The following is a 22995-nucleotide window of genomic DNA, read 5'->3' as shown; positions in this document are numbered from 1 at the left end:
ATGGGGTGATCATAACTCCCGTGCATAAGCACGGCAATATGCAAGCTCATTTCGGACATGGGGCTCAGGAGGCGGAGATGCCCTCCGAACAGAGGGGACGAAAGTGGCACATGTGCCACAAGCGACAAAAAGCCCGGACGCCGATCTCATCGGCGTCCGGGCCCTGTTCCGCTCCCGGCGGCCCCGCCCGCGGCACCCGCCGCACCACGGGGCAGCCCGGCTCTACATCCGTGCGCGCATCGCGCGGATCTCCTCCAGCCATTTGCGGCCGCCCCGCTCGTCGTAGAGCCAGGTGAAGAAGTCCGGCGGGTAGTTCCACCCTTTGAGCAGCCTGTCGCCCACCCCGGGCACCTCCGCCATCGCACCGAAGATCTCCTGTACCCAGTCGGGCAGGTCCTGGTCCCACATCGTCGACACCCATTCGGACCAGTGCTGGGCGGTGTGCCCGTACTCCCAGAACGTCTCGAACGTCTGCTCCAGGAACGGCCGGTCGAACGGCTTGTCACCGTGCGCGATGATGCTGTCCAGATAGCTCTTGGCACACCGGGCCGAATGGTTCCAGCCCTGCAGCACGTATGGGTCCATGGAGATGACCACGTCGGATATGCCCAGAACCAGGCCGCCGGAGGGCAGCACCCCCACGGGGTTGCGCACCTGCGGGCGGATGACCCCCGCGGTGGTGCTGTTGCCGTCGATCAGCTCGGCGTCGCGGACCCGCTCGTAGTACGGGGCCGCGTGCATGCGCAGGTTCTCCTTCATCCACGCCAGCTGCTCGTGCGGGCGGGGGCGCACCGGCCACTGGCTGCCCCCCTCACTGGGGCGCTCGCTCATGAACAGCGCGTGGCAGTGCCCCTCCCGGGTGAGGAAGGGCACCAGGAAGAAGCAGCCCAGCGCGGGCGCGGTCCCGGCCCAGCCGATGCTCTCCTTCTCCCCCTGCTCGGGTTCGACGTCGTAGAGCAGCGCCTGGGCCGTGCCCCGCTTGCGGGCCCCGCTGAACCGGGAGGAGTCGTGGTCGAACAGCGCCCCCAGCTCACCGTGGCCCACCGCGACCACGATCAGGTCGAACATGCGGGAGAAGTAGTCGAGGTCGCTCACGGTGACCCCGTGGATGACCACCTTCCCGCCGCAGTCCTCGAAGTACTCCAGCCAGTCGGCGATCTTGACCCGCCGGTCCACCGCGATGGCGTAGCCCTGCTCGAAGTGGCTGGGCATGACCGTCGGCGGCGCCCCCGGCGGGAAGAGGCCGATGTTGAACTTGTCGATCTGGGGGGACTGCGCGCTCCAGAAGTCCAGGTGCAGCTCGCGCTCCAGTTCGAGCGCGGTCGGCATGGTCAGCTGCGTGATCGCCGGCCGCCCGGTGCGGATCTCGATCGAGGTCTGCCCGGTGATCACGGTGACGTCGTAGCCGTTGTTCAGCAGCCCGTGGGCGAGCTGGAGACCCGAGTGCCCCGCCCCCACGATGAGGATCTTGCGCATTGACGTGTTTCCTTCTCCACGAGAGGCGGCCTGCCGGAGGGTCAGCCGACCGGCTCCGCCGCGGGGTTGGACTGCAGCGCGTACCGGAGCAGGGTCTTGAGCACCGCGCCTCCGGAGGTGCGGTCCCGGGCGTCGAAGTCGACGATGGGCACGTCCGGGCTCACCTCCAGCGCCTCGCGCACCTGGTCGGCGCTGAAGTCGAGGCGGCCGTCGAACTTGTTCAGCGCCACGATGTAGGGGATGCGCCGGTTGGTCTCGAAGTAGTCGACGGCGTCGAAGCTGTCGGCGAGCCTGCGGCAGTCCACCACCACGACCGCACCCACCGCGCCGCGGATCAGGTCGTCCCACATGAACCAGAACCGGGACTGGCCGGGCGTGCCGAACATGTACATGATGAGTTGCTGGTCGACGGTGATCCGGCCGAAGTCCATCGCGACGGTGGTGGTGACCTTGGTCGGCGTCGCGGACAGGTCGTCGTGGTCGACGCTGGCCTCGGTCATGACCGCCTCGGTGGTCACCGGCGGGATCTCGCTGACGGAGCCGACGAGCGTGGTCTTTCCGGCGCCGAATCCCCCGGCGACCACGATCTTCGTCGACATCTTCGTCCGGGCGTCACTGGAAAAGTCGTTCGAGACCACGGAGAGCCCTCTCGAGAACCTGGTTTTCCGACGGGCTGGAGCCCGTGATGGTGGGGTGGATGTACACGAGGCCCAGCTCGGCGAGGTCGCTGAGCAGAACCTGGGCGACCCCCAGCGGGATCTTCAGCTCGGCCGACACCTCGGCGACCGACCGCGTCTCCCGGCAGAGCAGGTAGATCTCCTGGGACTCGGGCATCAGGTTCTCGGGCGGGTCGTGGCCCGGGTCGCCGGTGGACACGAGCGTCTGCACCATGAGCGGATGCCGCGACCGGGTCCGCCCACCGGTGAAGGTGTAGGAGCGGATCCGTGTGCCGCCCCCGCGCCTGCGGTTGCTCATAACAGTGGCATCCTCTTCATTCTCCGTGCCGTCCGTGCCACCGGGTCACTTCCCGACGACCTCGCGCAGCTCCGTGCGGAGCTGCGGGGTGAGCACGTGCGCGACGCGCTCGACCAGGCGTGTCATCTCGTAGGCGACGACGTTCATCTGCGCGCGCCGGTCGCTCAGCACGGCCAGGCAGGACCCGTCGCTGATGGCCATCACGATCAGGTGCCCCTCGCGCATCCGCACGATGAGCGACTGGCACTCGCCCTTGTCGAAGAGCTTGGATCCGCCCAGGGCCAGGCTCTGCAGGCCGCTGGCGATGGCGGCGAGCTGCTCGGCGTGCTCCCCGGGGAAGTCCCGGGAGGCGGTCAGCAGCAGGCCGTCCGAGGAGACGACGATCGCGTGCTCGGCGCCGTGGGTGTCGCGGACGAAGTTGGAGACGAGGAAGGAGAAATCCTCGGCGCTCACGGTCAACTGCTCGTTCATGGGTGTATCCGCCTCTTGTCAGCAGTGGTCTGGGGTCCGTGCGGCGCGGGGCCGCCGTCGGCGGCCGGGTGCCCGTTCACTCCTTCTCCCGGAACGCCGCCTGCTCGCCCTCCAGGAAGCCGCCGAGCTCGTCGCGGATCCGGGCGGCGCGGTCCTCGACCGACCCCTCCTCGGAGCGGCCGTGGTGCCGTCCGCCGGGGGCGGCGCCGTCCTCGGCCGCCAGGTCCTGGGCGATCTGCTGGAGCATCGCGGCCTTGGCCGGGTCGCGGTGGGCGCTGCGCCGGGGCAGGCCCGCCTCGGTGACCGCGGACTGCGGCGCCTCGCCGGGCGGCGGCGCCGGGCGCGCCGGGGGGTACTGCGGCGGGCGGGGCGGCAGCGACGGGGTGTTGCGGCTGGCCGTCATGCCCTTGCCGCGCTCGGGGCGGGGCCCCTTGTCGGTGAGCAGGCTCGCCGGGACGACCGCGTAGGCGCTGACGCCGCGGAAGGCGCGCGCCTCCAGCTGGACGGTGAGGCCGTGCCGGTAGGCGATGCGGCTGGCGACGTACAGGCCCATGTGGCGCAGGGCGCGCTGGTCGAGCCGGGGCGGGCCGGTGAGCCGGGAGTTGAGGTCGGCGACCTCCTCGCGCGGCAGGCCGACGCCCTCGTCCTCGACGATGTAGAGCAGGCCGCCGTCGGCCATGGGCTGGGCGCTGATCACGACCTGGGCGTGCTCGGGCGAGTGCTGGGTGGCGTTGTCCAGCAGCTCGGCCAGCAGGTGGCTGATGTCGTCGGCGGCGGTGCCCACCACGTACCCGTTGGGCAGGCGGCCCACCTGGACCCGCGGGTAGTCCTTGATCTCGGAGATGGCGGCGCGGGCGACGTCCAGGACCGAGACCGGCTCCTCGTCGGGCTCGACGGTGGTCTGGTCGGTCAGCAGCAGCAGGTTCTCGCTGTGCCGCCGCATCCGGGTGGCGAGGTTGTCGATCTCGAACAGCCGGTCCATCAGGCTGGGGTCGTCGGCGGTGTCCTCCAGCTCCTCGACCGTGGCCAGCAGCGCGTCGACCAGGTTGAGGTCGCGCATCGCCATCCCGGCCATGAAGTCGGTCATGCGCACCGTGTCCTGGCGCACCGCCGTGGCCGTCCCCCCTCCGTTGAACGTGCTCCCGTGGAGGTGGCCGCCGGGGGCGCTGCCGCCGAAGGCGGCACCGGGCGGGGGGCCCTGCGCGGCGGGGACGTTGCGCCCCTGCGAGGGGCGGAGGCCGCCGCCGGGGGGCGTCTGCGGGCGCGCGTAGCCGCCGGTCCCCGGGGCGGAGCCCATGAAGGGCTGCCCTCCGGGCGGTCCACCGGCCGGGGGGTGCGCCTGCGGCGCCGGGTCGGGGACCGCGTAGGGCGAGGGCGCGGCCGGCCGCTGCGCGGGGTCGGCGGGACGGTCGCTCGGGGGGACGGCCGGGTACTCGGCCGTCCCGTCGGAGGGATAGGGGGCGGGACGCTCGGCGGCGTCGGCCCCGGTCCGCTCGGCGGCGGGGGCGGCGGAATCGGCCACCGGGTCCGGATCCCTGCGGGCCAGGCCCATGCGGGCCATGAGCCGGCGGAACCGCCCGGGCTGCCTGTGGCGTGCGTTGTCGTTCGTCATCATGTGCGCTAACGGGTTGCCATCGCGACCTGGCGGTGACGGCGCGTGTGCCACAACACGTCTCCTCTAACAGGTGGGGCGAGCTAGGGCCGCGGGACCGCCCGCCGCGCTCAACGGGGCGGGCGCCGCGGCTCCACGGGTGGAACCGTCGGGGGTGGGAATGGGGGTGTCGGCCATTCCGCCCCGCTGGGAAAGCGGCCTCCGATCACAGGGAATATTTCGCACACCGAAGTCGGGGTTTCGGTCGAACCGTCGGTGTTCGACCGAGTTCGATGGCCAACGATAGCAAGCACGACACGCCCGCAGCAGGAAAACGAAGAGAATCCCGAGAACTCGCAAACCCCCAGGCCACAGGGGATCCGAACGCAAACCGGGACCCCGTCGCCCCACTTCACACCTTTCACCGGGAACGCCCCCCTTGCATTCCCCTCAATCCCGCCTTCTACTAAGCGAATTAGCAATTCACAGACCGGTCGCACGACACGAAACCGCCATCATCCGGACAGAAAAACCCGCCCCGACCGGAGATTCCGGTCAGGGCGGGCGGTGCGATCACAGACGGGGCGTCGGCCCCTTTCGACGTTCTAGCCGGCCCACTCCTCCCCGGCCCGCCTCTTCCAGGACGCGTAGACGGCCAGCCCGCCGAGGGCGAGCAGGACCAGCGCCGCCGCGACGAGCCCGGCGAGCGCGGGCCCGGTCAGCGGAAGCCCGCCGCGATCCGGGGCCCGGGCGTCGTCGCCACCGCCACCGTCGTAGCCGCCCCCGTCGTAGCCGTCCCCGTCCGGCTCGGGACCGGGCCCGGGGTCGTCAGAGCTCGTCGGCTCCGGGGTCGGCGTCGGCTCGGGAGTGGGGTCATCCGGGTCCGTCGGACTCGGAGACGGTTCCGGTTCCGGCGTCGGTTCCGGAGAAGGTGTCGGCTCCGGGCTCGGAGACGGTTCCGGAGAAGGTGTCGGAGACGGCGTCGGCTCCGGTGTCGGCGTCGGTTCCGGAGACGGCTCCGGACTCGGATCCGGAGAGGGACTGACGCTAGGACTCGGGCTCGGAGACGGACTGGGCTCCGCACACTCCGGCAAGTCGCCGTTGAACGGATAGGCGTGCAGCTCCTGCCCGCCGCCGCCCCCGTCGGACTCGTGCACGAGCGTCCCCGTCGTGAAGAAGCGGCCGTTGGTCCCCGGCATGGACAGGTGCGTCGTACTGGCCGGGTCGCCGACGAGCACACTGCCCTGGAACTGGTCGGTCCCCTTCATGTTCACCGTGGTGGCGTCGGGGAAGTTCCACAGGAGCCGTTCCCGGAGGCCGTCGGGGACGAAGCTCTGGTTGATGTTCAGGGTCGGCTCGTCACCGATGACATTGATCAGGACGGTGGCGTCGTCCGGGATTCCGGCGAACGAGACGGCCTGCATGCCGCCGCCGGTATTGGCCAGGTCGAAGTCGACGTTGAACACCTGCAACGCCGAGGACCCGTCCCCGGTGAACACGGTGGTATGCCCCTGGTTGTCGGCCGTGCCCGTGGCCTCCCTCAGCTCACCTTCGGGGTAGGCGTAGCAGTTGCTCGCCTCCTCCAGTTGCGAACGGAGGTCGGTGTACGGTGCCGCTGCGTCGGGGTCCTGCACCTCGGTCGGCCTGACCGTGCCCCCGCCCTGGCGGTCGCCGCCGTAGCGCACGACCCCGTGGACACTGCCCTCCTCGGCCAGGAGGCGCTGGCCGTCGGCCACGGAGAGGTCTCCGCCGACCGTGAGGAAGTCGGTCCCGTCGTCGGGCGGCACGCGTGATCCGACGCCGACGACGCCGACGTTGTAGACGCTCGACGCCCCCGCGCTCTTGTCCTGGTCGAAGCCGCCGAGAACGACGACCTTCCCCTCAGCCTCGGCGGCACCCTCCCGGACGAGCATGTCGCCGCCGACGAAGATGTTGATCGCGTTGTCCCGGCCTTCGATGGGCCCGGAGTGCGGATCGGGGTACTCGTCGGGGCAGTCACCCGGCAGGCACGGCCCGAGCCCGCCGGGCAGGGTGGCGGCGACACTGGTGAGCGCGAGGGCCCCCGCCAGCACCGCCGCCCCGGCGACCCCCGCCCCCAGGATCCCCACGGCCCGCCACCTCGTTGACCGCCGATGCTGGTCACTCTCGACGTCGACGTTGGTTCCCATACTTTAAGCGTCACATCAAACACGAAGAGTGGTCACGATCCACGGGGTGGTACGGAGTAAATACTTCCCCATCACTCAGACGGGCCTCACCCCAGGACGAACCACGCGACCAGAGCACCGAGGGCCTGATGCGCCAGCTCGCTCTGGTGTTTCAGGACGTTTACCTGTTCGACGACACTCTCAGGGCCAACGTCGTCCTCGGCCGGCCCGACGCGGATGAGGAGGACGTCGTCCGGGCGGCCGAGGCCGCGGGGGTCACCGAGATCGTCGACCGGCTGCCGGAGGGCTGGCACACACGCGTGGGGGAAGGGGGCGCCGCCCTGTCCGGAGGGGAACGCCAGCGCGTGGCCCTGGCACGGGCATTGCTCAAACAGGCCCCGGTACTCCTGCTCGACGAGGCGACGGCCCCCTGGACCCCGAGAACGAGCGGCGCGTGTCCGCGAGCCTGAACGCGTTGCGCGGGCGCACCACGATCCTGGTGATCGCCCACTGTCTGCACACCACCCTCGACGCCGACCACGTGGTCCTGCTGTCCTCCGACGGCCGCGTCGTCGACCAGGGCCCGTACTCGGAACTGATCGGCCGCTGCCCGGCCTACCGGGAGTTCTGGAACAGCCGCAGGAAGGCCGAGAACTGGCGCCGGCCCTCCACGGCCGTGTAGCGGCGGAGGAGGGAGGGGCGGGAGGACGGTCGGCGGGTTCGGGGCCAGCGGGCTCGGGGGTCGGGAGCCGTCGTTTCTGACCTGGCCCACTTCCCGGCTCGGAGCGGTGGGGCGGTGGCCCTGTGGTCCGGGTGCGGTGAAGCTGGGAGGATTCCGGGCATGACGCGAACCCCTGTCATAGGCGACGATGTCGAACGGGCGGTGCGCCTCGCCGTGGAGGCGTTGCGGGCGGCACCGGCCCACATGTGGGACCGGCAGGCCGGTCCCATGGACGAGAGCTGCTGGGACGCGCTCGACCACCTGAACACCGCCCTCTTCTCGTATGCGGTGCGGCTCGCCCCCGCCCATCCCTCCCCCGATCGTGTGCCCCGCGTCCAGTACGAGCGGCAGGGCGTCGACGGCCCGATGAAGGCGATCAGCTCCGAGCGCGCGCACGGTCCCGGCGCGCGGCTGGACCTGCTCGACGCCATGGGCGGGCTCGTCGCCGCGACCGTGCGGACGAAACCGGATACGGTGCGCGCCTCGCACGTGTGGGGTGTGGCGGACCCGGAAGGCTTCGCGGCGATGGGGGTGGTCGAAACGGTCGTCCACGCCTCCGACATCGCCGAAGGGCTGGGCGTGGAGTGGGATCCGCCGGCCGACCTGGTCGCGCCCGCGCTGGCGCGGCTGTTCCCCGAGGCGCCGACCGGCACCGCCCCCTGGCCGACCCTCCTGTGGGCCACCGGCAGAGGCGCCCTGGACGGCCGCGAACGGCGCGGCCCGGACTGGAGCTGGCACTCCGCGCCGCTCGGGAGCGGCTGACCGGCCGACCGCCCCCTCCCCGCCACCGCCCTTCCCCGCTACCGTCCCTCCACCTTGTTGAGGCCCGATGGTCGACGAGGATCCCCCCTCCCACCGCAACGAGGCGCACGGCGTCAAGGGGACCGTGCTCCAGTTCAGGGACGCCTTCGGGCCGATCACCGTGGTCCAGCGTCCCGGGCGCTGGGCGGCCGTCGTGGCCGCGCTGGTGCTCGGCGCCACGCTCGTCCACGGGATCGTGCTCGCGCGTTATGCCGAGTTCTACCGGACGCTCGGCGTCGGGCTCGGTGAGGTGCCGGTCGGGTACGGCGAATACGTCGCCGCCACGGCGGAGACCGTGGTCGTGGCGGCGACCGTGGTGGTCGTGCTCGTCGCCGCCTACGCCGCCGGGGCGGCGCTCATCGCCCCGGCCCCCTCGTCCGCGCTCGTGGCACCGACGGCGGCCCTGACAACGCTGGTCTACCTGATCGGCATGGTCGCCATCGTCTACGGCGCCGCCTATGCCGCACTGCTCACCCGGCTCCCCCAAGGGGCGGTCGACCTGGCGGCGACGCTCGCGGCCGCGGTGCTCGGGCTGGGGTGGTTGGGCAGCGCGGCCCGGCTGATCAGCCGGGACAGCACCTATGCGTACCTGTCCGGATGCGCGATCGGGGGCTCCGCGGCGGTCGGTGCGGCCGCCCCCGCGGTGGCGCTGCGCGTGTGGCTCCTCCCCCAGCCGTGGCCGCTGCTGCTGTTCTTCGCCGGGGCCGCCGCGGCCTTCGCCGTCGTACGCCGGTGGGGCCGCCACAGGGGTGCCGTGGAGTCGGGCGGGGACGACGGCTCCGCGACGGCCCGCCCACGCGACCTGCTGACGCGCCTGCTGCACGACCTGGTCCCCTTCTCCGATCCGCGGGACCTGACGTCGCGCGTCCCCGGGGCCCAGGCGCGCCGGACGGTCGTCGCGCTCCTGGTCGGCGTGGGGCTGCTGGGGGTCCTCGGCCTCGGCGGGTACATCCTGGCGGCCGGGAGCGCGGTCAGCGCGGGGATGGCGGTGCGCGAGTACGGCTACCTGCCGCCGGAGCGGTCGGCCTTGGCTCTGCCCCGGACCCTCCGGCCGGTCCAGGTGTCCCCCGTCGGGGCGGGCACCGACCCGGCGGGGATCTGCGCGGCGCCCGAGCGGGCGGCGACCCTGCTCGGCCGTGAGGACGGCGCCGCGTGGCTACTGCTGCGCCCGGTGGAGGACGACACGTTCCCGCCCGAGGTGGTGCCGGTGTCCACGGCCGACTACGTGATCCGCCTGCACCCGGACAGCGGGCTCGGCTCCGACCCGTGGACGGAACCGGTCTGCGGGGCGTAGCGGAACACGTCGGGCGGACTCCTGGGGCGGGGGCCGAGCGTCGGCCTTCGGCTCCGGATGCCGTCCCGTGCCGTGCCTCCGCCGCTCCCCGCCACGGGCGCGATGGGCCTCTCGGTCGGTGCCGGCCGCCCTTCCCTGCTGTCGGGGTCGTACGCCTCCGGGTGGGCCGGACTCTCCTGCTCCTCGTTGGAGAAGCGGCCCGTGACGCCCGTATCGACCGAGTTCAGCGGGCTCGCCCCCGCCTCCGGCACCATGGTCGCCTCCATGAAGGCCACCGGGTGGATGCGGGTGACCCGGTTCCCGTCCCTCGCGAACGCGTCCGCGACGGCGAAGGTGTGGGCCACGAGGGACCACTTGCTGTGCGGGTGCGCCTCCCTGCCCTCGTATCCCCTGGTGAGCTGCGGGTCGTCCATATCGGGGCTCTGGCCGGAAGGCCCGACGTTCAGCACCTGGGCCCCGCCGCGGCACGGAGCGGCGCCCGCGGTTTCCTCGTCGGCACAACCGGCGCGAGGTCGCCGTGAGGTCGGCGCGAGGTCGGCGAGGTCGTACGGCGAGTCGCAGCTCGTAGCCGTCCTCGCCGAGCTCATGCCGGGTGCGATCGGCGCCGAACCCGACACCGGCGTAGTTCACGAGGAGCCCGGGGGCGGATGGTCCGAGGCGACTTTCCGGCCGAGTTCGCCGTTCGGCCACCTGCCGCAGGGAGGCCAGGTCGACGAGGTACGGAGCGGCGGAGCCTCCCGCCGCGCGCCGCTCTGCCGCGACCTTGATGCAGCGTTCCTCGTCCCTCGTCGCATCCGTGCGCGAGTACGGTTCACCCGGGCTCCGCGAGCACACGGGCGGGAGAGCGCTCCATCCTTGAGACGGCCCCGGCGACCAGGGCCGGGCGCGCGTGAGGAGCCGTGTTCCCACTCGTCATCGACGGGCCCCTCCGGAGTGGTCCGGTTCAGGCGCGGCGGCGCCGTCCCGCCTCGTCCTCTGAACGGCCGACACACCGTCCGATCGTGGGCAAGGCACTGCCCCCTCACCGACATGGACCCGCCCCGGCCGGGAGAACCGGCCGGGGCGGGTGCAGCCTCACATCGGATCCCTATCGCAGCGACGAGCGTTAGTCCGTCGCCTCCGGGCGCCGCCGCGAAACGTAGATCGCAGCGCCACCGATACCGGCCAGGAGCAGCCCCGCCGCCGTGAAGAGGCCGGTTTCGGGCCCCGTCACAGGCAGACTCTCGGCCCCAGCGGCGTCGCCGTCACCGTCATCGGCACCGTTGCCGTCGTCAGCGCCGTCCTCACCATCGCAGTCGTCGGCACCGTCGTCGCCATTGGCAGCGCCGTCGTCGGCATCGCAGTCGTCAGCACCGTTATCGCCGTCGTCGCCGTTATCGCCGTCGTCGCCGTTGCCGCCGTCGTCGCCGTTATCGCCGTCGTCGCCGTTATCGCCGTCGTCGCCGTTATCGCCGTCGTCGCCGTAGCCGCTATCACCGTTATTACCGGACCCGCCGCCGTCAGACCCGCCGCCGTCAGACCCGCCGCCGTCAGACCCGCCGCCGTCAGACCCGCCGCCGTCGGAGCCACCATCGTCGGACCCGCCGCCGTTGGAGCCGCCGCCGTCGTAGTCGTAATCGCTCGACTGCGGAGCCTGCTTCGCCGCCGACGCCTCGGGTGCACTCTGGACGTCGGGCACCGGCATGGAGGGCACCGCCACCTGCGGAACCTGCGGCTCCGGAAGCCGGACCCCCTCCGGCAGGACGTCCTCGACCTGCTCCGGGACCGGCGACCGGGCCGACGCCTGCCGATCATCCACGGCAGGGGCGTCCGCTCCGACGGTCGACGCCTCGCTCGGCATGGCCAGAGCCGTCATCAGGATGGCCGCCCCGGCGGCCCCCGTCCCTCTGGCGAGGGCCAGACGCCATACGGATCGCTCGTTGGGAATATTCGCACCGTCACCATTCCTGGACATAGCGTAAGCATTGCATCAGTCAACGGACATAGACGGGCACTGACCAGGCGTTGCGCGGTAAACATTTCGTCAGATTCGCCTCCCGAAGCACGCCCCGGATGCGCTCGCCCGTCGCTCCCACCGCACCCGCGGTGCAGATGACGGCGCCTTCCCGGAAGCCGTCGACCGCCCGTCTCAGCGCGCCCGCCTTCGGCCACTCCACCACCTGGCCGCAGACCCGTCGTCGACCGGTCCGGCTCGGTCGAGGGTCCTCCACAGGTCGGCCACGGGGCGGCCCCATGTCCCCCTCGTTTCCCCACCGAAGTACAGGACTCCGGTGTCAGTGGTCGGACACAGCGCTGAGACCTCCGCCCACCAGAGGAGAGGCCCCATCCCACCGCCACCCCGGGGGCCGAACCCATCGCCGGGCAGCACCCCCGGGAACACGGCGGCCGCCCACTCGAACCTCAGCACTCCGATGACGGCGCCGACCAGGGGAGCGGTGCAGCCCCCACCCCATGGGCCCGTCAAGGGCCTCAGGCCCGGGGGCCGCGGTCCTCGCCGGACGCGGTCGGCACCCTCACCTTCTCGTACAGCCCTTCCAGCCCCGCCAGGAACGCCTCCAGGGCCAGCTCGAAGCTGTCCTCGTCGATCTCGGCGGCGTGCTCGGCCAGCTTGTGGGCCTGGAACAGGTTGGGGTACCGGTCCCGGTAGACCTGGACGTCGTCGTCGAACCCGCGCGCGAAGGAGTTGATCGCGCCGCCCACCACCAGGTATTTCGTCGAGGCGCCGATCATCGTGGCGTGCCGGGGCGGCCACCCGGCCGCCACCAGGCCGCCGTGGATCGCGTCCGCGCGGCGCAGGGCCTCCTCCCGGCGGCCCGGCCCCACGGCGATCACCGGGACCAGGTTGGGGTGGGCCGCCAGGGCCCGGCGGTAGGTGCGGGCCCACACCGTCAGCCCGTGCCGCCAGTCGCCGCCGTCGAAGCCGGACACGTCGACGCCCGCCATGATGCCGTTGGCGATGTCGGCGAGCAGCTCGTCCTTGGTCCGGTAGTGGCTGTAGAGGGAGGCCGCCTGCACGTCGAGCTCCTGGGCCAGCTTGCGCATGGACAGCCCTTCGAGGCCGTCGCGGTCCACCAGCCCGAGAGCGGCGTCCCGGATGCCCTGTCGGGTCAGCAGCGGGGTCTTCGGGCGGGCCACTCCTCGTCCTCTCGGTCGCCGCGCGGGTCCGCGCCCGCGGTGTTCGGGTACCGCACGATCCTGCCATGTCCGGAGCCGTCCCGGTGGACGGCTCCGCCGGTGGGCCCCTCGACGGGACCGTCCGGCCCTCCCCCCCTTGCGGTGCGCGGGGAGGAGGTCTACGGTCAAGTAACCGAACAGTGTTAGGTTCAGAAGGGAGCACGGGCATGGTGGACTTCGCCCTGACCGACGAGCAGAAGGGCGTCCGCGACTGGGTCCGCACCTTCGTCGAGCGCGAGCTCATCCCCCGGGAGAACGAGGTGCTGCGCCGGGAGCGGGCCGGGGCCGCCCCCGGGCTCACCGCCGACGAGTCCGACGAGCTGCGCGCGCTGGCCCGCAAGTCCGACTTCTGGGGCGTGCAGACCCCCGTGGAGTACGGCGGCATGGGCCTGGACGCCGTCAGCGCCGCGATCATCGAGTGCGAACTCGGCCGCACCTTCCTGACCTTCAAGTTCGGGGGCGAGGCCGACAACATCCTCTTCCACGCCAACCCGCTGCAGCGCGAGCGCTACCTGCTGCCCACCATCGAGGGCGAGCGCAGGTCCTGCTTCGCCATCACCGAGCCGGGCGCCGGGTCCGACGCCAAGGCCATCCGCACGCGCGCGGTGCGCGACGGCGACTCCTGGGTGATCAACGGCGAGAAGACCTTCATCACCGGCGGCCACGAGGCCGACTTCGCGCTCGTCTTCGCGGTCACCGACCCCGACAAGGGCGCCGACGGCGGCGTCACCTGCTTCATCGTCGACCGCGACATGGGCTGGACGTCCGAGCCGATCGACACCATGGGCGAGCGCCGCCCCGCCTCCCTCGTCTTCGACGACGTGCGCGTCCCGCACGCCAACATCCTCGGCGAGGAGGGCAACGGGTTCCGCCTGGCCATGCAGTGGATCGGCAAGGGGCGCTACCTGCTGCCCGCGCGTGCGGTCGGGGCCTGCGAGCGCCTGCTGGGGATGGCGCTGCGCTACGCCAAGGAGCGCTCCACCTTCGGCGCCCCCATCTCCGACCGGCAGGCGATCCAGTGGATGATCGCCGACTCCCAGGTGGAGACCGAGGCGCTGCGCCTGCTGGTCCTGCAGGCCGCCTGGCAGGTCGATGCGGGCGCCGACTCCCGGCACGCCCAGTCCATCGCCAAGCTGTACGGCGGCCAGAAGGCCAATGAGATCGTCGACCGGGTCATGCAGATCCACGGCGGCATGGGCTACACGCGCGAGCTGCCCATCGAGCGCTGGTACCGCGACCTGCGGCTGCTGCGGATCTACGAGGGCACCGACGAGATCCAGCGCCGCACCATCGCCCGCGACCTGCTCACGGGCCGCGTGAAGGTCGGCTCCTCACTGGGGTGAGGCGGCCCGTGCACGGCGGAGGGGGCCCCTCGTCCGAGGGGCCCCCTCCGCGCACGCTCGCCGACTAGCCGACCTCGACCAGGTCGATCACGAAGACCAGGGTCTCGTTCGGCTTGATGACGCNCCGCCGCGCCTGCCGTAGGCCAGGTGCGGCGGGATGACCAGCTTGCGGCGGCCGCCGACCCGCATGCCCAGCACGCCCTGGTCCCAGCCGGGGATGACCTGCCCGGCGCCGAGGGTGAAGCGCAGCGGCTCCCCGCGGTTCCAGGAGGCGTCGAACTCCTCCCCGCTGGAGTGGGAGACGCCCACGTAGTGCATGGCGAGCTTGGAGCCGTGGCCGGCCTGCGCCCCCTCGCCGATGGTGACGTCCTCCACCTGCAGGTCGGCGGGCGGCGGGCCGTCGATGAAGTCGATCTCGGGACGCTCCAGCGCCATGGTTCCTCCCCCTGTGTTCCGGGCAACGGACCCCCAGCGTAGTGGCGGTGGGGAACACGATGCGCCAGGGGCGCCGGGGAGCGCCCGCCCCGGCCCCGGGACGGGCGGGGCGGACCCGCGGATCCCCGGCGCAGCCCCGCCTCTCGGGCGTTTGGACACGCCCCCGTCACCGCCGCGCCAACGGGGCGCCATCCCCGTGACAGGGCCCGGTCCCAGACTCGGCGTACGGGGAGCGCGGGTCCCCCGGGCCGCCGGGGCGGCGGCCCACGCGCCCCCTCGACGGGAGGGGCATGCGCCGGATCACCGCACTCGTGGTGTCGGGCCTGCTCGTGGCAGGCGTCCTCGCCGCGGTCGCGTGGAACCTCGCCGGGCCCGGGCCCCAGCGCGTCACCGGCGTCATCGGCTCGGAGAAGGCCCCCTACTTCGCCGACCCCGAGGTCGTGGACCGCCTGGCCGACCTCGGGTACGAGGTGGAGGTGCGCACCCGCGGGTCGCGCTCCATCGCCCGCGCCGACCTCGACGGCGCCGACTTCGGGTTCCCCGGCAGCGACCCGTCCGCCGAGGCCTTCCAGCGCGAGCACGGCACCGAGCGCGAGTACCGCCCCTTCTACTCGCCCATGGTCGTGCTCAGCCACCGCCCCGTCGCCGAGGCCCTGCGCGGGGCCGGTCTCGCCGCCGAGGAGGACGACGGCACCTGGACCCTCGACATGGCCGCCTACCTCGACCTCACCGCCGACCGCACCCGCTGGCGCGACCTGCCCGGCGGCGGCTACGAGGGCGCCGGGCGCAGCGAGGTCCTGGTCCGCACCACCGACCCGCGCACCTCCAACTCCGCGGCCATGTACCTGTCCGTCGTCGCCTACCTCCTCAACGGCGAACAGGTGCCGCAGGAGGCGCCCGACGCGGAGGACGCCGAGCGCATCGCGCGCCTCTTCCTGGCCCAGGGCGCCCCGCCGGAGAGCTCCAAGCAGCCCTTCGACCAGTACGCCGCCCTGGGAGCGGGCCACACCCCGCTGCTGTGGGCCTACGAGGCCCAGTACGCCGGGACCCGCGGGTCGGGCACCGGCCTGCCCGAGGGCGCCGTCGTCATGTACCCCGCGCCCACGACCGTCTCCAACCACACGCTGCTGCCGCTGACCGACGCCGGGGACGAGGTCGGCCGCCTGCTCACCGAGGCCCCCGAGCTGCAGCGGCTCGCCGCCGAGCACGGGTTCCGCACCGCCGACGCCGAGCTGTTCGCCACCGCCGCCGAGGAGGCCGACCGCCCCGTGCGCGCCCAGGTGTCCGACGTGGTGAACGCGCCCGCCTACGAAGTGGTCGAGGCCGTGCTCTCCGGGCTGGAGGACGCCTACGCCGACGGCGGCATGCCCGCGCCCGCCGAGGAGGCGTCGGACACCGGCGGGGACGGGGCCGACGGCCGCGACACCGGCAACCCGCGCGACGGGTCGGCCGCCCCCGCCCGCCCGCCGGGCGCGCCCCCGTCGCGCCCCGCCCCGAGTACGGAGCCCGCTTGACCTCTCCCCCAGTTCACACGGAGGGGTCCCCCCTCGCCGGTCGACCTTCCCTGTCTCCCAGCCCCTCGCCGCCCCGGACGAACGGCGCGGGACGGCGGTGGGCCCGGCCGGAGCCCGGTTCTCGCACCGGCCGGACGCATCGACGGCACAGAGCCCTCCACGCCCCCACGTCAACGCGGGAGTCTCCGCAAAGGTGAACCAATGAACGAGGAACCCACCACCCCCCTCACCCCGCCCGAGCCGGTCGAGCCCGTGCGCCCCGAGCGCGCCGGGGCGCTGGTACCCGTCGACGACGCCAAGCGCGCCGAGCTGCGTGACCGCGCCGAGGCCTACGTCAGCGGCCTGGCCGGGCTCGACCCCCGCTCCCCCGAGTTCGCCTCCCGCGCCTCCGACATCGCCGCCCTCGGCGAGGACGAGCTGCGCTCGTCGGCGCAGGCCGCCAACCGCATGCTCAAGCGCTCGGTGACCGCGCTGGCCGACGCCAAGGGCGAGGGCGCCGACGCGCAGAAACGGGTCGGACGCGGTCTTCTGGAGCTGCGCCGGACCGTGGAGGACCTCGACCCCAAGGACGCGGCGCGGCCCACCGGCCGGAGACTGCTGTCGTTCCTGCCGTTCGGCTCGCCGGTGCGCGACTTCGTCAACAAGTACAAGAGCGCCGACACGCACATCAACCGCATCGTCACGGCCTTGCGGTCCGGCCAGGACGAGCTGCGCAGGGACAACGCCGCCCTGCAGAACGAGCGGCAGCGGCTCTGGGAGACGATGGGGCGCCTGCAGGAGTACGCGGTGCTGGCCGAGGCGTTGGACGAGGCCGCGTCCGCGCGCATCGAGGAGGCCGCGGCGGCCGATCCCGACGCCGCCTCCCGGCTCCGCTCCGACGTGCTGTTCCCCATCCGGCAGCGCCACCAGGACCTGCTCACCCAGCTCGCCGTGTGCGTGCAGGGGTACCTGGCCCTGGACACGGTCCGGCGCGGCAACGACGAGCTCATCAAGGGCGTGGACCGGGCGGCGAACACCACCGTCTCCGCGCTGCGGGTGGCCGTCACCGCGGCACAGGCGCTCTCGGCGCAGAAGCGGGTCGTCGAGCAGGTGGACGCGCTGCGCGGCACCACCGAGGACATCATCGCCGCCAACGCCGAGATGCTGTCCGCGCAGAGCCAGGACATCCAGCGCATCGCCGCCGACCCGGCGGTCGGGGTGGAGACGCTGCGCTCGTCGTTCCGCAGCATCTACGCCTCCATCGACAGCATCGACACGTTCAAGGAGCGGGCGGTGGAGAACATGGCCGCCACCGTCGACGCGCTGCGAGGGGAACTGGAGCACGCCGCCGGGTACGTGGAGCGCTCGCGCACGCGCGAGGGGGGTGAGGGCTGATGGCCGCGGNGCGGCCCGCCGTCGTGCTGGCCGCCGCCGGGTGCTGGAACGGCGGGGGCACGGGCGGCTCCGGCGAGCTGCGGGTCCTGGCCGGGAGCGAGCTGGCCGACATGGAGCCGCTGCTGGAGCGGGCAGCCGAGGAGACCGGCGTGACCGTGACCATGGAGTACACCGGCACCCTCGACGGGGTCGAGCAGGTGGTCGGCGGCGAGACGGACGGGCGCTACGACGCGGTCTGGTTCTCCTCCAACCGCTACCTGAACCTGTACCCGGAGGGGCGCGACGCGCTCCGCCAGGAGACGCCGGTCATGGCCTCGCCGGTCGTGCTCGGCGTGGGCGCGGACAAGGCCGGGGAGCTGGGCTGGGAGGTGTCGGACGGCGCCGTCACGGGCGTGTCCTGGTCCGACATCGCCGCGGCCGTGGACGAGGGGGACCTCGACTACGCCATGACCGGCCCCGCCGCCTCCAACTCCGGCTTCTCCGCCCTGGTCGGGGTGGCGGCGGCGCTCGCCGACACGGGAGCGGCGCTGGAGCCCTCCGACATCGACGGCGTGACCGGGGAGCTGCGGGGGTTCTTCGCCGGGCAGACCCTCACCGCCGGGTCCTCGGGGTGGCTGGCCGAGGAGTACGCGGACCGGGTGCGCGACCCGGGCGACCGCCCCGCCCCGGACGCGATGATCAACTACGAGTCGGTGCTGATGTCGCTGGAGGACGACGGGGTCCCCGGCGGCCTGCTGCCGGTCCACCCCGCCGACGGCGCGGTCACCGCCGACTACCCGCTGTCCCTGCTGGAGTCCGCCTCCGACGGGGCGGCCGCGGACTACGACGCCCTGGTGGAACACCTGCTGTCGCCGCAGGTGCAGCGGGAGATCGCGGCCGACACCCACCGCAGGCCCATGGAGCGCGACGCCCTGCCCGAGGACGCGCGCGGCGCCTTCCCCGAGCTGCCGGAGCTGCCCTTCCCGGCCACCGCCGAATCCGCGGACGCGCTGATCGCCGCCTACTACGACCGCATCCGCAAGCCCGCACGCACCGTGTACGTACTGGACGTGTCGTCGTCGATGGCCGGGGAGCGCATCGAGGGCCTGCGGTCGGCCGTGCACACCCTGACCGGCGGCGACGCCGACTCGATCTCCGGGCGCTTCCAGCGGTTCTACGGACGTGAGCGGGTGACGGTGCTGCCGTTCTCCTCGTCGGTCCACGACCCGGAATCATTCGAGGTGCCGGAGGAGGAGCCGGACGGCGTGCTCACGTCGATCCGCGACCACGTCGACGGCCTGCGCCCGGAGGGCGGGACGGCCGGGTACAACGCCCTCGCCGACGCCTACGCGCTGCTGGAGGACGAGGACGCGGAGGACGGCTTCACCTCGATCGTCCTGTTGACCGACGGGGAGATCAACTCGGGCATGTCCTATGAAGGCTTCGCCGAGGCCCACGCCGGCCTGCCCGGCCGGCTGCGGGGCGTGCCGGTCTTCCCGGTGGTGTTCGGCGAGTCCGACCCCCAGGAGATGGAGGACCTGGCCGCCCTCACCGGCGGTCGGGCCTTCGACGCCCACGGGGACGACGAGGCCTCTCTCGACGAGGCCTTCCGGGAGATCCGTGGGTACCAGTGACGTGCGCGGCGCCGGGGAGGGCGGCCGCCCGCCGGGCCGTGTGACGGACTACCTGGCGTCGACGCGGAACCTGGTCGGCGCGGGGGCCGGGCTCGTCGGCGTGGCGCTGGCGTTCACCGGGGTGCTCGGCCCGTTCTGGCCGCTCGCGGTGGTGGCGCTGTACGTGGCGGGGGCGCTGGCCGCGCCGCCGGAGCGGGTGCGCCTGGCCGCCGAGGCCGTCGGCCGCACGCCCCGGGAACTGCGCCGGGACCTGGAGGGGCTGGCGCAGAAGGTGGGGCGGAGCCGGGCACGCCTGCCCAGAGACGCGGCCGAGGCCTTCGAGCGCCTGCAGAGCAGGCTCGCGGACCTGCTGGAGCTGGAATCCGACGTGGAGGCCGACCCGGAGACCGCCTACGAGCTGGAGCGCGTGGTGTGCACGGACCTGCCGGAAGCGGTGGAGGCGTACCTGAACCTGCCGTGGTGGTTCGACGCGGGCCGCAGGGCGGGAGGAGGCAGCGGTGCCGCCGAGGAGCTGCGGGCGCAGCTGGCGCTGCTGGAGGCCTCCGTCGACACGGCGGCCGAACGCCTGCTGGAGGCGCGCACCCGCCGCCAGCGCGATCACACGACCTACCTGCGCGAACGGGAGCGGTCGATATCGTCGGACGAGCCGGGTGGGTCGGGTGGCGACCCGCCCCCTTGAGGCCCGCCCCTCCCCCGTCGGGCTCCTGCCCGACCCCCGCCCCAAAAACGATCTTGACGCCTCTGACCTGGGGTTACACAGTTTTCCCACAGGCTCCAGATCCGCCTCCGTTCTGTCGTACCCCTGTTCTAATGTTGGTGGTATGGCAAGCCAGCAGCACACCAGCGGGCCTCCGCCCGGATCGCGCGCCGCGCGCATCCAGGCCGGGCTCACCGGCGTGCTCGCCGACGCCCGAGAGGGCCTTGCCGAGGACTTCCCCGCAGGTGCCCAGCACCTGCTCTGCGACCTGCTCGCCGTCCTGGCCGCCGGGCTCGGGGCACTCGACCTGGCCCTGGCACGCCTGGCCGCGCGCATCCGCGCCACCGGCGCCCTGGCCGGGTCCGGGCACACCACCGTGGCGGGCCTGCTGCGCGAGCACGGCCGCTCGGCCTCCCAGGCCGCCGCGATCATGACGGTCGCCGACCACCTCGAGGACTACCCCGGCGCCGTCGCGGCGGCCGAGGAGGGGCGGATCGGCTTCGCCCAGCTCGCCCTGACCATGGAGATGACGGAGAAGGCCGTCGCAGGGCGGTGCACAGAGCGCCACCCCGACGCGGCCGACTACCGGTCCAAGGCCGAGCACATCATGGTCACCGCCGCCGAGAAGGGGGTGGCCGACCGCGCCCTCAAGCGCATCGGCAACCAGCTCCCCCAACGCATCGACCCCCGGGAGCACGAGCAGCGCCACCAGGACGCCTACGCCGACCGGGGCGCCGAGTTCACCACCAACACCTTCGGATTCACCCTCCAGGCCTGGGGCGATGCGGCCTCCGAGGAGATCATCCGCACCGCCCTCGACCACCACACGGCCCCTCCCGGCGACGGGCGCACCACCAAGCAGCGCCGCTTCGACGCCCTGGTCCAGCTCTGCGAGAACCGCCTGGTCGCCGAAGGCCTGCCCGTCCCCGCACCCGCGGAGGGCTCGGACGCGGCCGCGGCCCTGGCCGCACCCCGCCCCGACGAGGGGGAGGCCGTTGGGAAGCGGCGGCGGGGGCTGTCCCGCCCCCAGGTGAACCTGGTGGTCCCCCTGGAGGCGCTGCTGCTGCAGGACGGGGCCGAGCCCGCCACCACCGACCGGGGCCGCCTGCTGCCCCCGTCGGCCGCCCGCGCCTTCACCTCGGACTGCGTGCTGCGCCGGGTGGTCACCGACCCGGTCAAAGGGCTGGTGGACATCGGCCGGGCGCGGCGCACCTTCCCCGCCCCGCTCCTGCAGGCCCTCGGCGCCACCGCCGGAACCTGCCAGTGGGAGGGCGGGTGCTCGGTTCCGGCCCGCTGGTGCCAGGGCGACCACCGCACCGAATGGTGGGAAGGCGGCACCACCACCCCCGCCAACGCCCAGCTCCTCTGCGGGCGGCACAACCGCGAGAAGCACATGCGCCGCCTGGAGGCCCACTACCGGGCCCGCCGCCACCAGGCCCGCACCGGCAAGGCCCCGGACGAGGGCTCGGGCGGGGACGACGGAGACGCCTCCCTACCCGGAGCCGCCTAGCCCACCCGCCCGGGCCCATCGAGGGTGGCGGCTCTGCCACCCCCATCGCTCCAACGTGTCCTTTTCACAGCGCCGGACCGCCACATACCCGCCCGTGTCCGGTATGCCCGGATCCCGGCGGGCGCCATGACCGCGAACGACCACCCGCCCCTCGCCTGGCCGGCCCCTGCCCCGAGGAGCCCGCCACCCGGAGAACAGCACCCGGGAACCGCCCCGCTTCTGCCGTCGCCGCCCAACACGGCGACCCCCCACACGCCCGGCACCCGACAGCGCTACCGGAAAGACCGCCGCCCTTCCTCGTCGCCGCCCTCCCCGCTCACACTCCGGCGGCCGCCGGGCGTCCGGGTCAGAACCCCACCGTCGCCGCCACCAGGTGGCCGTCGCCCTCGACCTGGACCGCGCCGCTGCTCGCGGGGACGAACACCGACTGGCCCCGCTCCAGCTTCGCCTGCGCCCCGCATTCCGAGCGCAGCTCCGCCCCTCCGTCCAGGGCGAGCACGATCGACGGGGACCCCCCGGGCATCTCGGTGCCGATCTCCCCCGGTCCCAGCACGGTCAGGGAGAACTCGTCGACGCCCGGCCGGAACTCGCTGCGCCCCTCCACCGCCACCGGGCGGGAGTAGGGGATCGGCAGCACCGAGAAGTCCACCACCGCCAGCAGCTCCGGCACGTCGACGTGCTTGGCGGTGAGCCCGGCCCGCAGCACGTTGTCGGAGCTGGCCATGATCTCCACGGCGGTGCCGCGCAGGTAGGCGTGGACGTTCCCGGCCGGCAGGAACAGCGCCTCCCCCGGCCTCAGGGTGATCCGGTTGAGCAGCAGCGCCGCCACCGCGCCCGGGTCGCCCGGGTAGCGGCGCACCAGGTCCAGCACGGTGGAGTGGTGGGTGCCCCCTCCTCGGTGGGTCCACTCCTCGACGAACTCGGCCAGGCCCTGGTCGAGGTCGCGGCTGTCCAGGGTGAGGATGCGCGTCATGGCGGTGCGCAGGGCGATGTGCGGGTCGGGGGCGGCGAGGTCGGCGCGCAGGCGCCGGGCCAGCTCGCAGCGGATGCCCGCGAGGTCTCCGAGCGCCGCCACGGGGTCGCGGAACCCGCACAGCGCCTCGAACGGCTCCAGGGCCAGGACCAGCTCGGGCTTGTGGAAGGGGTCGCGGTAGTTGCGGTCCGCGGCGTCCACGGGGATGCCCTCGGCCTCCTCGGCGGCGAACCCCGCCCGCGCCCGGGACTCGTCGGGGTGGGCCTGGAGGGACAGGGGCGAGTCGGCCGCCAGCACCTTGAGGAGGAAGGGCAGGCGCTCGCCGAAACGCGCGACGGTGTCCTCCCCGAGGACCTCTTTGGGGGCGTCGGCGATGAACGCGTCGAAGGTGCGCTCGCCGCCGCCGGTGAGCAGGGTGCTGGGGGCGGCGGGGGGGGCGCCCATCCACAGTTCGGCCTGGGGGCTGCCGTCGGGCTCGGTGCCGAGCAGCCGGGGTATGGCCTCGTGCGCTCCCCAGGCATAGGGGCGTACCTGGTTGATCAGCCTGTGCATCCGCGCTGCTTCTTCCCGTTCCCGTCGCTTCGCTGCCGCCGTCGGACCGGCCGCGGATCCCGCCGCCCTGCCGGGGAGGGGGATCCGGAGCCAGTCTCGCGGAGGCGGCCCGGCCTGTCTGCACGACAGGCTCTACCTGTGCCGGTGGTGCTGGCCCCACCCGCCAGGCGGACACGAAGTTACCGATTGGTTTACCTTTTGCGCTGCCCGATGTCCACCCCGGCCGCACCGCCGGATGCGCCCCTGCCTCGCGGAACCCGGAGGATCCCGGCGGGCGCCCCGGCGCGCCCTTGGCAATGCCGGCACGGGCCCCCTGCCCTTCCCCGGCCCCCTG

Annotated in this window: 20 protein-coding genes and 1 pseudogene; 10 read left to right on the top strand and 11 right to left on the bottom strand. The window is 73.1% G+C overall.

Annotated features, from left to right (window positions below; all coding sequences use genetic code 11):
• Positions 1–222 precede the first annotated feature (222 nt).
• The 6 genes from D476_RS0112350 to D476_RS0112325 all read right to left on the bottom strand — a co-directional run bounded on the left by D476_RS0112350 (position 223) and on the right by D476_RS0112325 (position 6621).
• On the bottom strand, positions 223–1476 hold the full coding sequence (locus tag D476_RS0112350; RefSeq protein ID WP_017624250.1) for a styrene monooxygenase/indole monooxygenase family protein: 1254 nt from the start codon (positions 1474–1476) through the stop codon (positions 223–225).
• Positions 1477–1517: 41 nt separating this feature from the next.
• Positions 1518–2075, bottom strand: coding sequence for a GTP-binding protein (locus tag D476_RS0112345; RefSeq protein ID WP_017624249.1), 558 nt, complete (start codon positions 2073–2075; stop codon positions 1518–1520).
• Between the two features lie 13 nt (positions 2076–2088).
• Positions 2089–2451 (bottom strand): DUF742 domain-containing protein, encoded by a 363-nt coding sequence (locus D476_RS33085; RefSeq protein WP_017624248.1) that lies wholly within the window; start codon positions 2449–2451, stop codon positions 2089–2091.
• 45 nt (positions 2452–2496) lie between these two features.
• Positions 2497–2922, bottom strand: a complete 426-nt coding sequence (locus D476_RS0112335) for a roadblock/LC7 domain-containing protein (protein ID WP_017624247.1) — start codon at positions 2920–2922, stop codon at positions 2497–2499.
• Positions 2923–2998: 76 nt separating this feature from the next.
• On the bottom strand, positions 2999–4537 hold the full coding sequence (locus D476_RS33080; protein WP_051061727.1) for a sensor histidine kinase: 1539 nt from the start codon (positions 4535–4537) through the stop codon (positions 2999–3001).
• 581 nt (positions 4538–5118) lie between these two features.
• Positions 5119–6621, bottom strand: coding sequence for a choice-of-anchor A family protein (locus tag D476_RS0112325; RefSeq protein ID WP_239648686.1), 1503 nt, complete (start codon positions 6619–6621; stop codon positions 5119–5121).
• A 14-nt stretch (positions 6622–6635) separates the two neighbouring features.
• On the opposite strand from D476_RS0112325, the gene D476_RS40090 reads away from it, so the two are divergent.
• From D476_RS40090 to D476_RS0112305, 4 genes are all read left to right on the top strand, one after another.
• Positions 6636–7130 carry an ATP-binding cassette domain-containing protein gene (locus D476_RS40090; RefSeq protein ID WP_394296932.1) on the top strand — a complete coding sequence of 165 codons (495 nt, stop codon included), beginning with the start codon at positions 6636–6638 and terminating at the stop codon, positions 7128–7130.
• Positions 7115–7342, top strand: coding sequence for a hypothetical protein (locus D476_RS38490; RefSeq protein WP_026123443.1), 228 nt, complete (start codon positions 7115–7117; stop codon positions 7340–7342). Before D476_RS40090 ends, D476_RS38490 begins: the two co-directional genes overlap by 16 nt.
• Before the next feature lie 159 nt (positions 7343–7501).
• A complete protein-coding gene (locus D476_RS0112310; RefSeq protein ID WP_026123442.1) occupies positions 7502–8143 on the top strand; it encodes a hypothetical protein in 642 nt (213 codons plus the stop codon).
• A 67-nt stretch (positions 8144–8210) separates the two neighbouring features.
• A complete protein-coding gene (locus tag D476_RS0112305; protein ID WP_017624245.1) occupies positions 8211–9476 on the top strand; it encodes a hypothetical protein in 1266 nt (421 codons plus the stop codon).
• Here D476_RS0112305 and D476_RS0112300 read toward each other — a convergent pair.
• The 3 genes from D476_RS0112300 to D476_RS0112280 form a co-directional block, all read right to left on the bottom strand.
• Entirely contained in the window at positions 9404–9889 is a 486-nt protein-coding gene (locus D476_RS0112300) for a hypothetical protein (protein ID WP_152529330.1), read from the bottom strand. The two genes, D476_RS0112305 and D476_RS0112300, sit on opposite strands and share 73 nt — an antisense overlap.
• 692 nt (positions 9890–10581) lie before the next feature.
• Positions 10582–11331, bottom strand: a complete 750-nt coding sequence (locus tag D476_RS35625) for an LPXTG cell wall anchor domain-containing protein (protein WP_051061724.1) — start codon at positions 11329–11331, stop codon at positions 10582–10584.
• 614 nt (positions 11332–11945) lie between these two features.
• Positions 11946–12611, bottom strand: a complete 666-nt coding sequence (locus D476_RS0112280; RefSeq protein WP_017624244.1) for a TetR/AcrR family transcriptional regulator — start codon at positions 12609–12611, stop codon at positions 11946–11948.
• 206 nt (positions 12612–12817) lie between these two features.
• Between D476_RS0112280 and D476_RS0112275 the strand changes: the two genes are divergently transcribed.
• Complete coding sequence (locus tag D476_RS0112275) at positions 12818–13993, top strand: acyl-CoA dehydrogenase family protein (protein ID WP_017624243.1); 1176 nt, start codon at positions 12818–12820, stop codon at positions 13991–13993.
• Positions 13994–14057: 64 nt separating this feature from the next.
• Here the strand turns inward: D476_RS0112275 and D476_RS33070 are convergent.
• Positions 14058–14428: pseudogene (locus D476_RS33070) on the bottom strand (FKBP-type peptidyl-prolyl cis-trans isomerase).
• A gap of 290 nt (positions 14429–14718) precedes the next feature.
• Between D476_RS33070 and D476_RS0112265 the strand changes: the two are divergent.
• From D476_RS0112265 to D476_RS0112245, 5 genes are all read left to right on the top strand, one after another.
• Positions 14719–15942: a hypothetical protein gene (locus tag D476_RS0112265; protein WP_017624242.1), complete on the top strand. Its 1224-nt coding sequence runs from the start codon at positions 14719–14721 to the stop codon at positions 15940–15942.
• A gap of 201 nt (positions 15943–16143) precedes the next feature.
• Entirely contained in the window at positions 16144–17316 is a 1173-nt protein-coding gene (locus tag D476_RS0112260; RefSeq protein ID WP_017624241.1) for a toxic anion resistance protein, read from the top strand.
• On the top strand, positions 17316–18929 hold the full coding sequence (locus tag D476_RS0112255; protein WP_017624240.1) for a VWA domain-containing protein: 1614 nt from the start codon (positions 17316–17318) through the stop codon (positions 18927–18929). Before D476_RS0112260 ends, D476_RS0112255 begins: the two co-directional genes overlap by 1 nt.
• The gene (locus D476_RS37015; RefSeq protein ID WP_239648684.1) at positions 18916–19608 is read left to right on the top strand and encodes a hypothetical protein; all 693 of its coding nucleotides are present in this window, start codon (positions 18916–18918) and stop codon (positions 19606–19608) included. The genes D476_RS0112255 and D476_RS37015 overlap by 14 nt, the downstream gene beginning before the upstream one ends.
• Positions 19609–19750: 142 nt before the next feature.
• Positions 19751–21136 (top strand): HNH endonuclease signature motif containing protein, encoded by a 1386-nt coding sequence (locus D476_RS0112245; RefSeq protein WP_017624238.1) that lies wholly within the window; start codon positions 19751–19753, stop codon positions 21134–21136.
• Between the two features lie 346 nt (positions 21137–21482).
• On the opposite strand, the gene manA is transcribed toward D476_RS0112245, so the two are convergent.
• Positions 21483–22661: a mannose-6-phosphate isomerase, class I gene (gene manA / locus D476_RS0112240; protein WP_017624237.1), complete on the bottom strand. Its 1179-nt coding sequence runs from the start codon at positions 22659–22661 to the stop codon at positions 21483–21485.
• Positions 22662–22995: the final 334 nt, after the last annotated feature.

The sequence above is a fragment of the Nocardiopsis chromatogenes YIM 90109 genome, from assembly GCF_000341185.1.
Taxonomy (GTDB): Bacteria; Actinomycetota; Actinomycetes; order Streptosporangiales; family Streptosporangiaceae; genus Nocardiopsis_A; species Nocardiopsis_A chromatogenes.
Note: the sequence above shows the minus strand (reverse complement) of the source record. Positions and strands in the feature narration are given on the sequence as shown.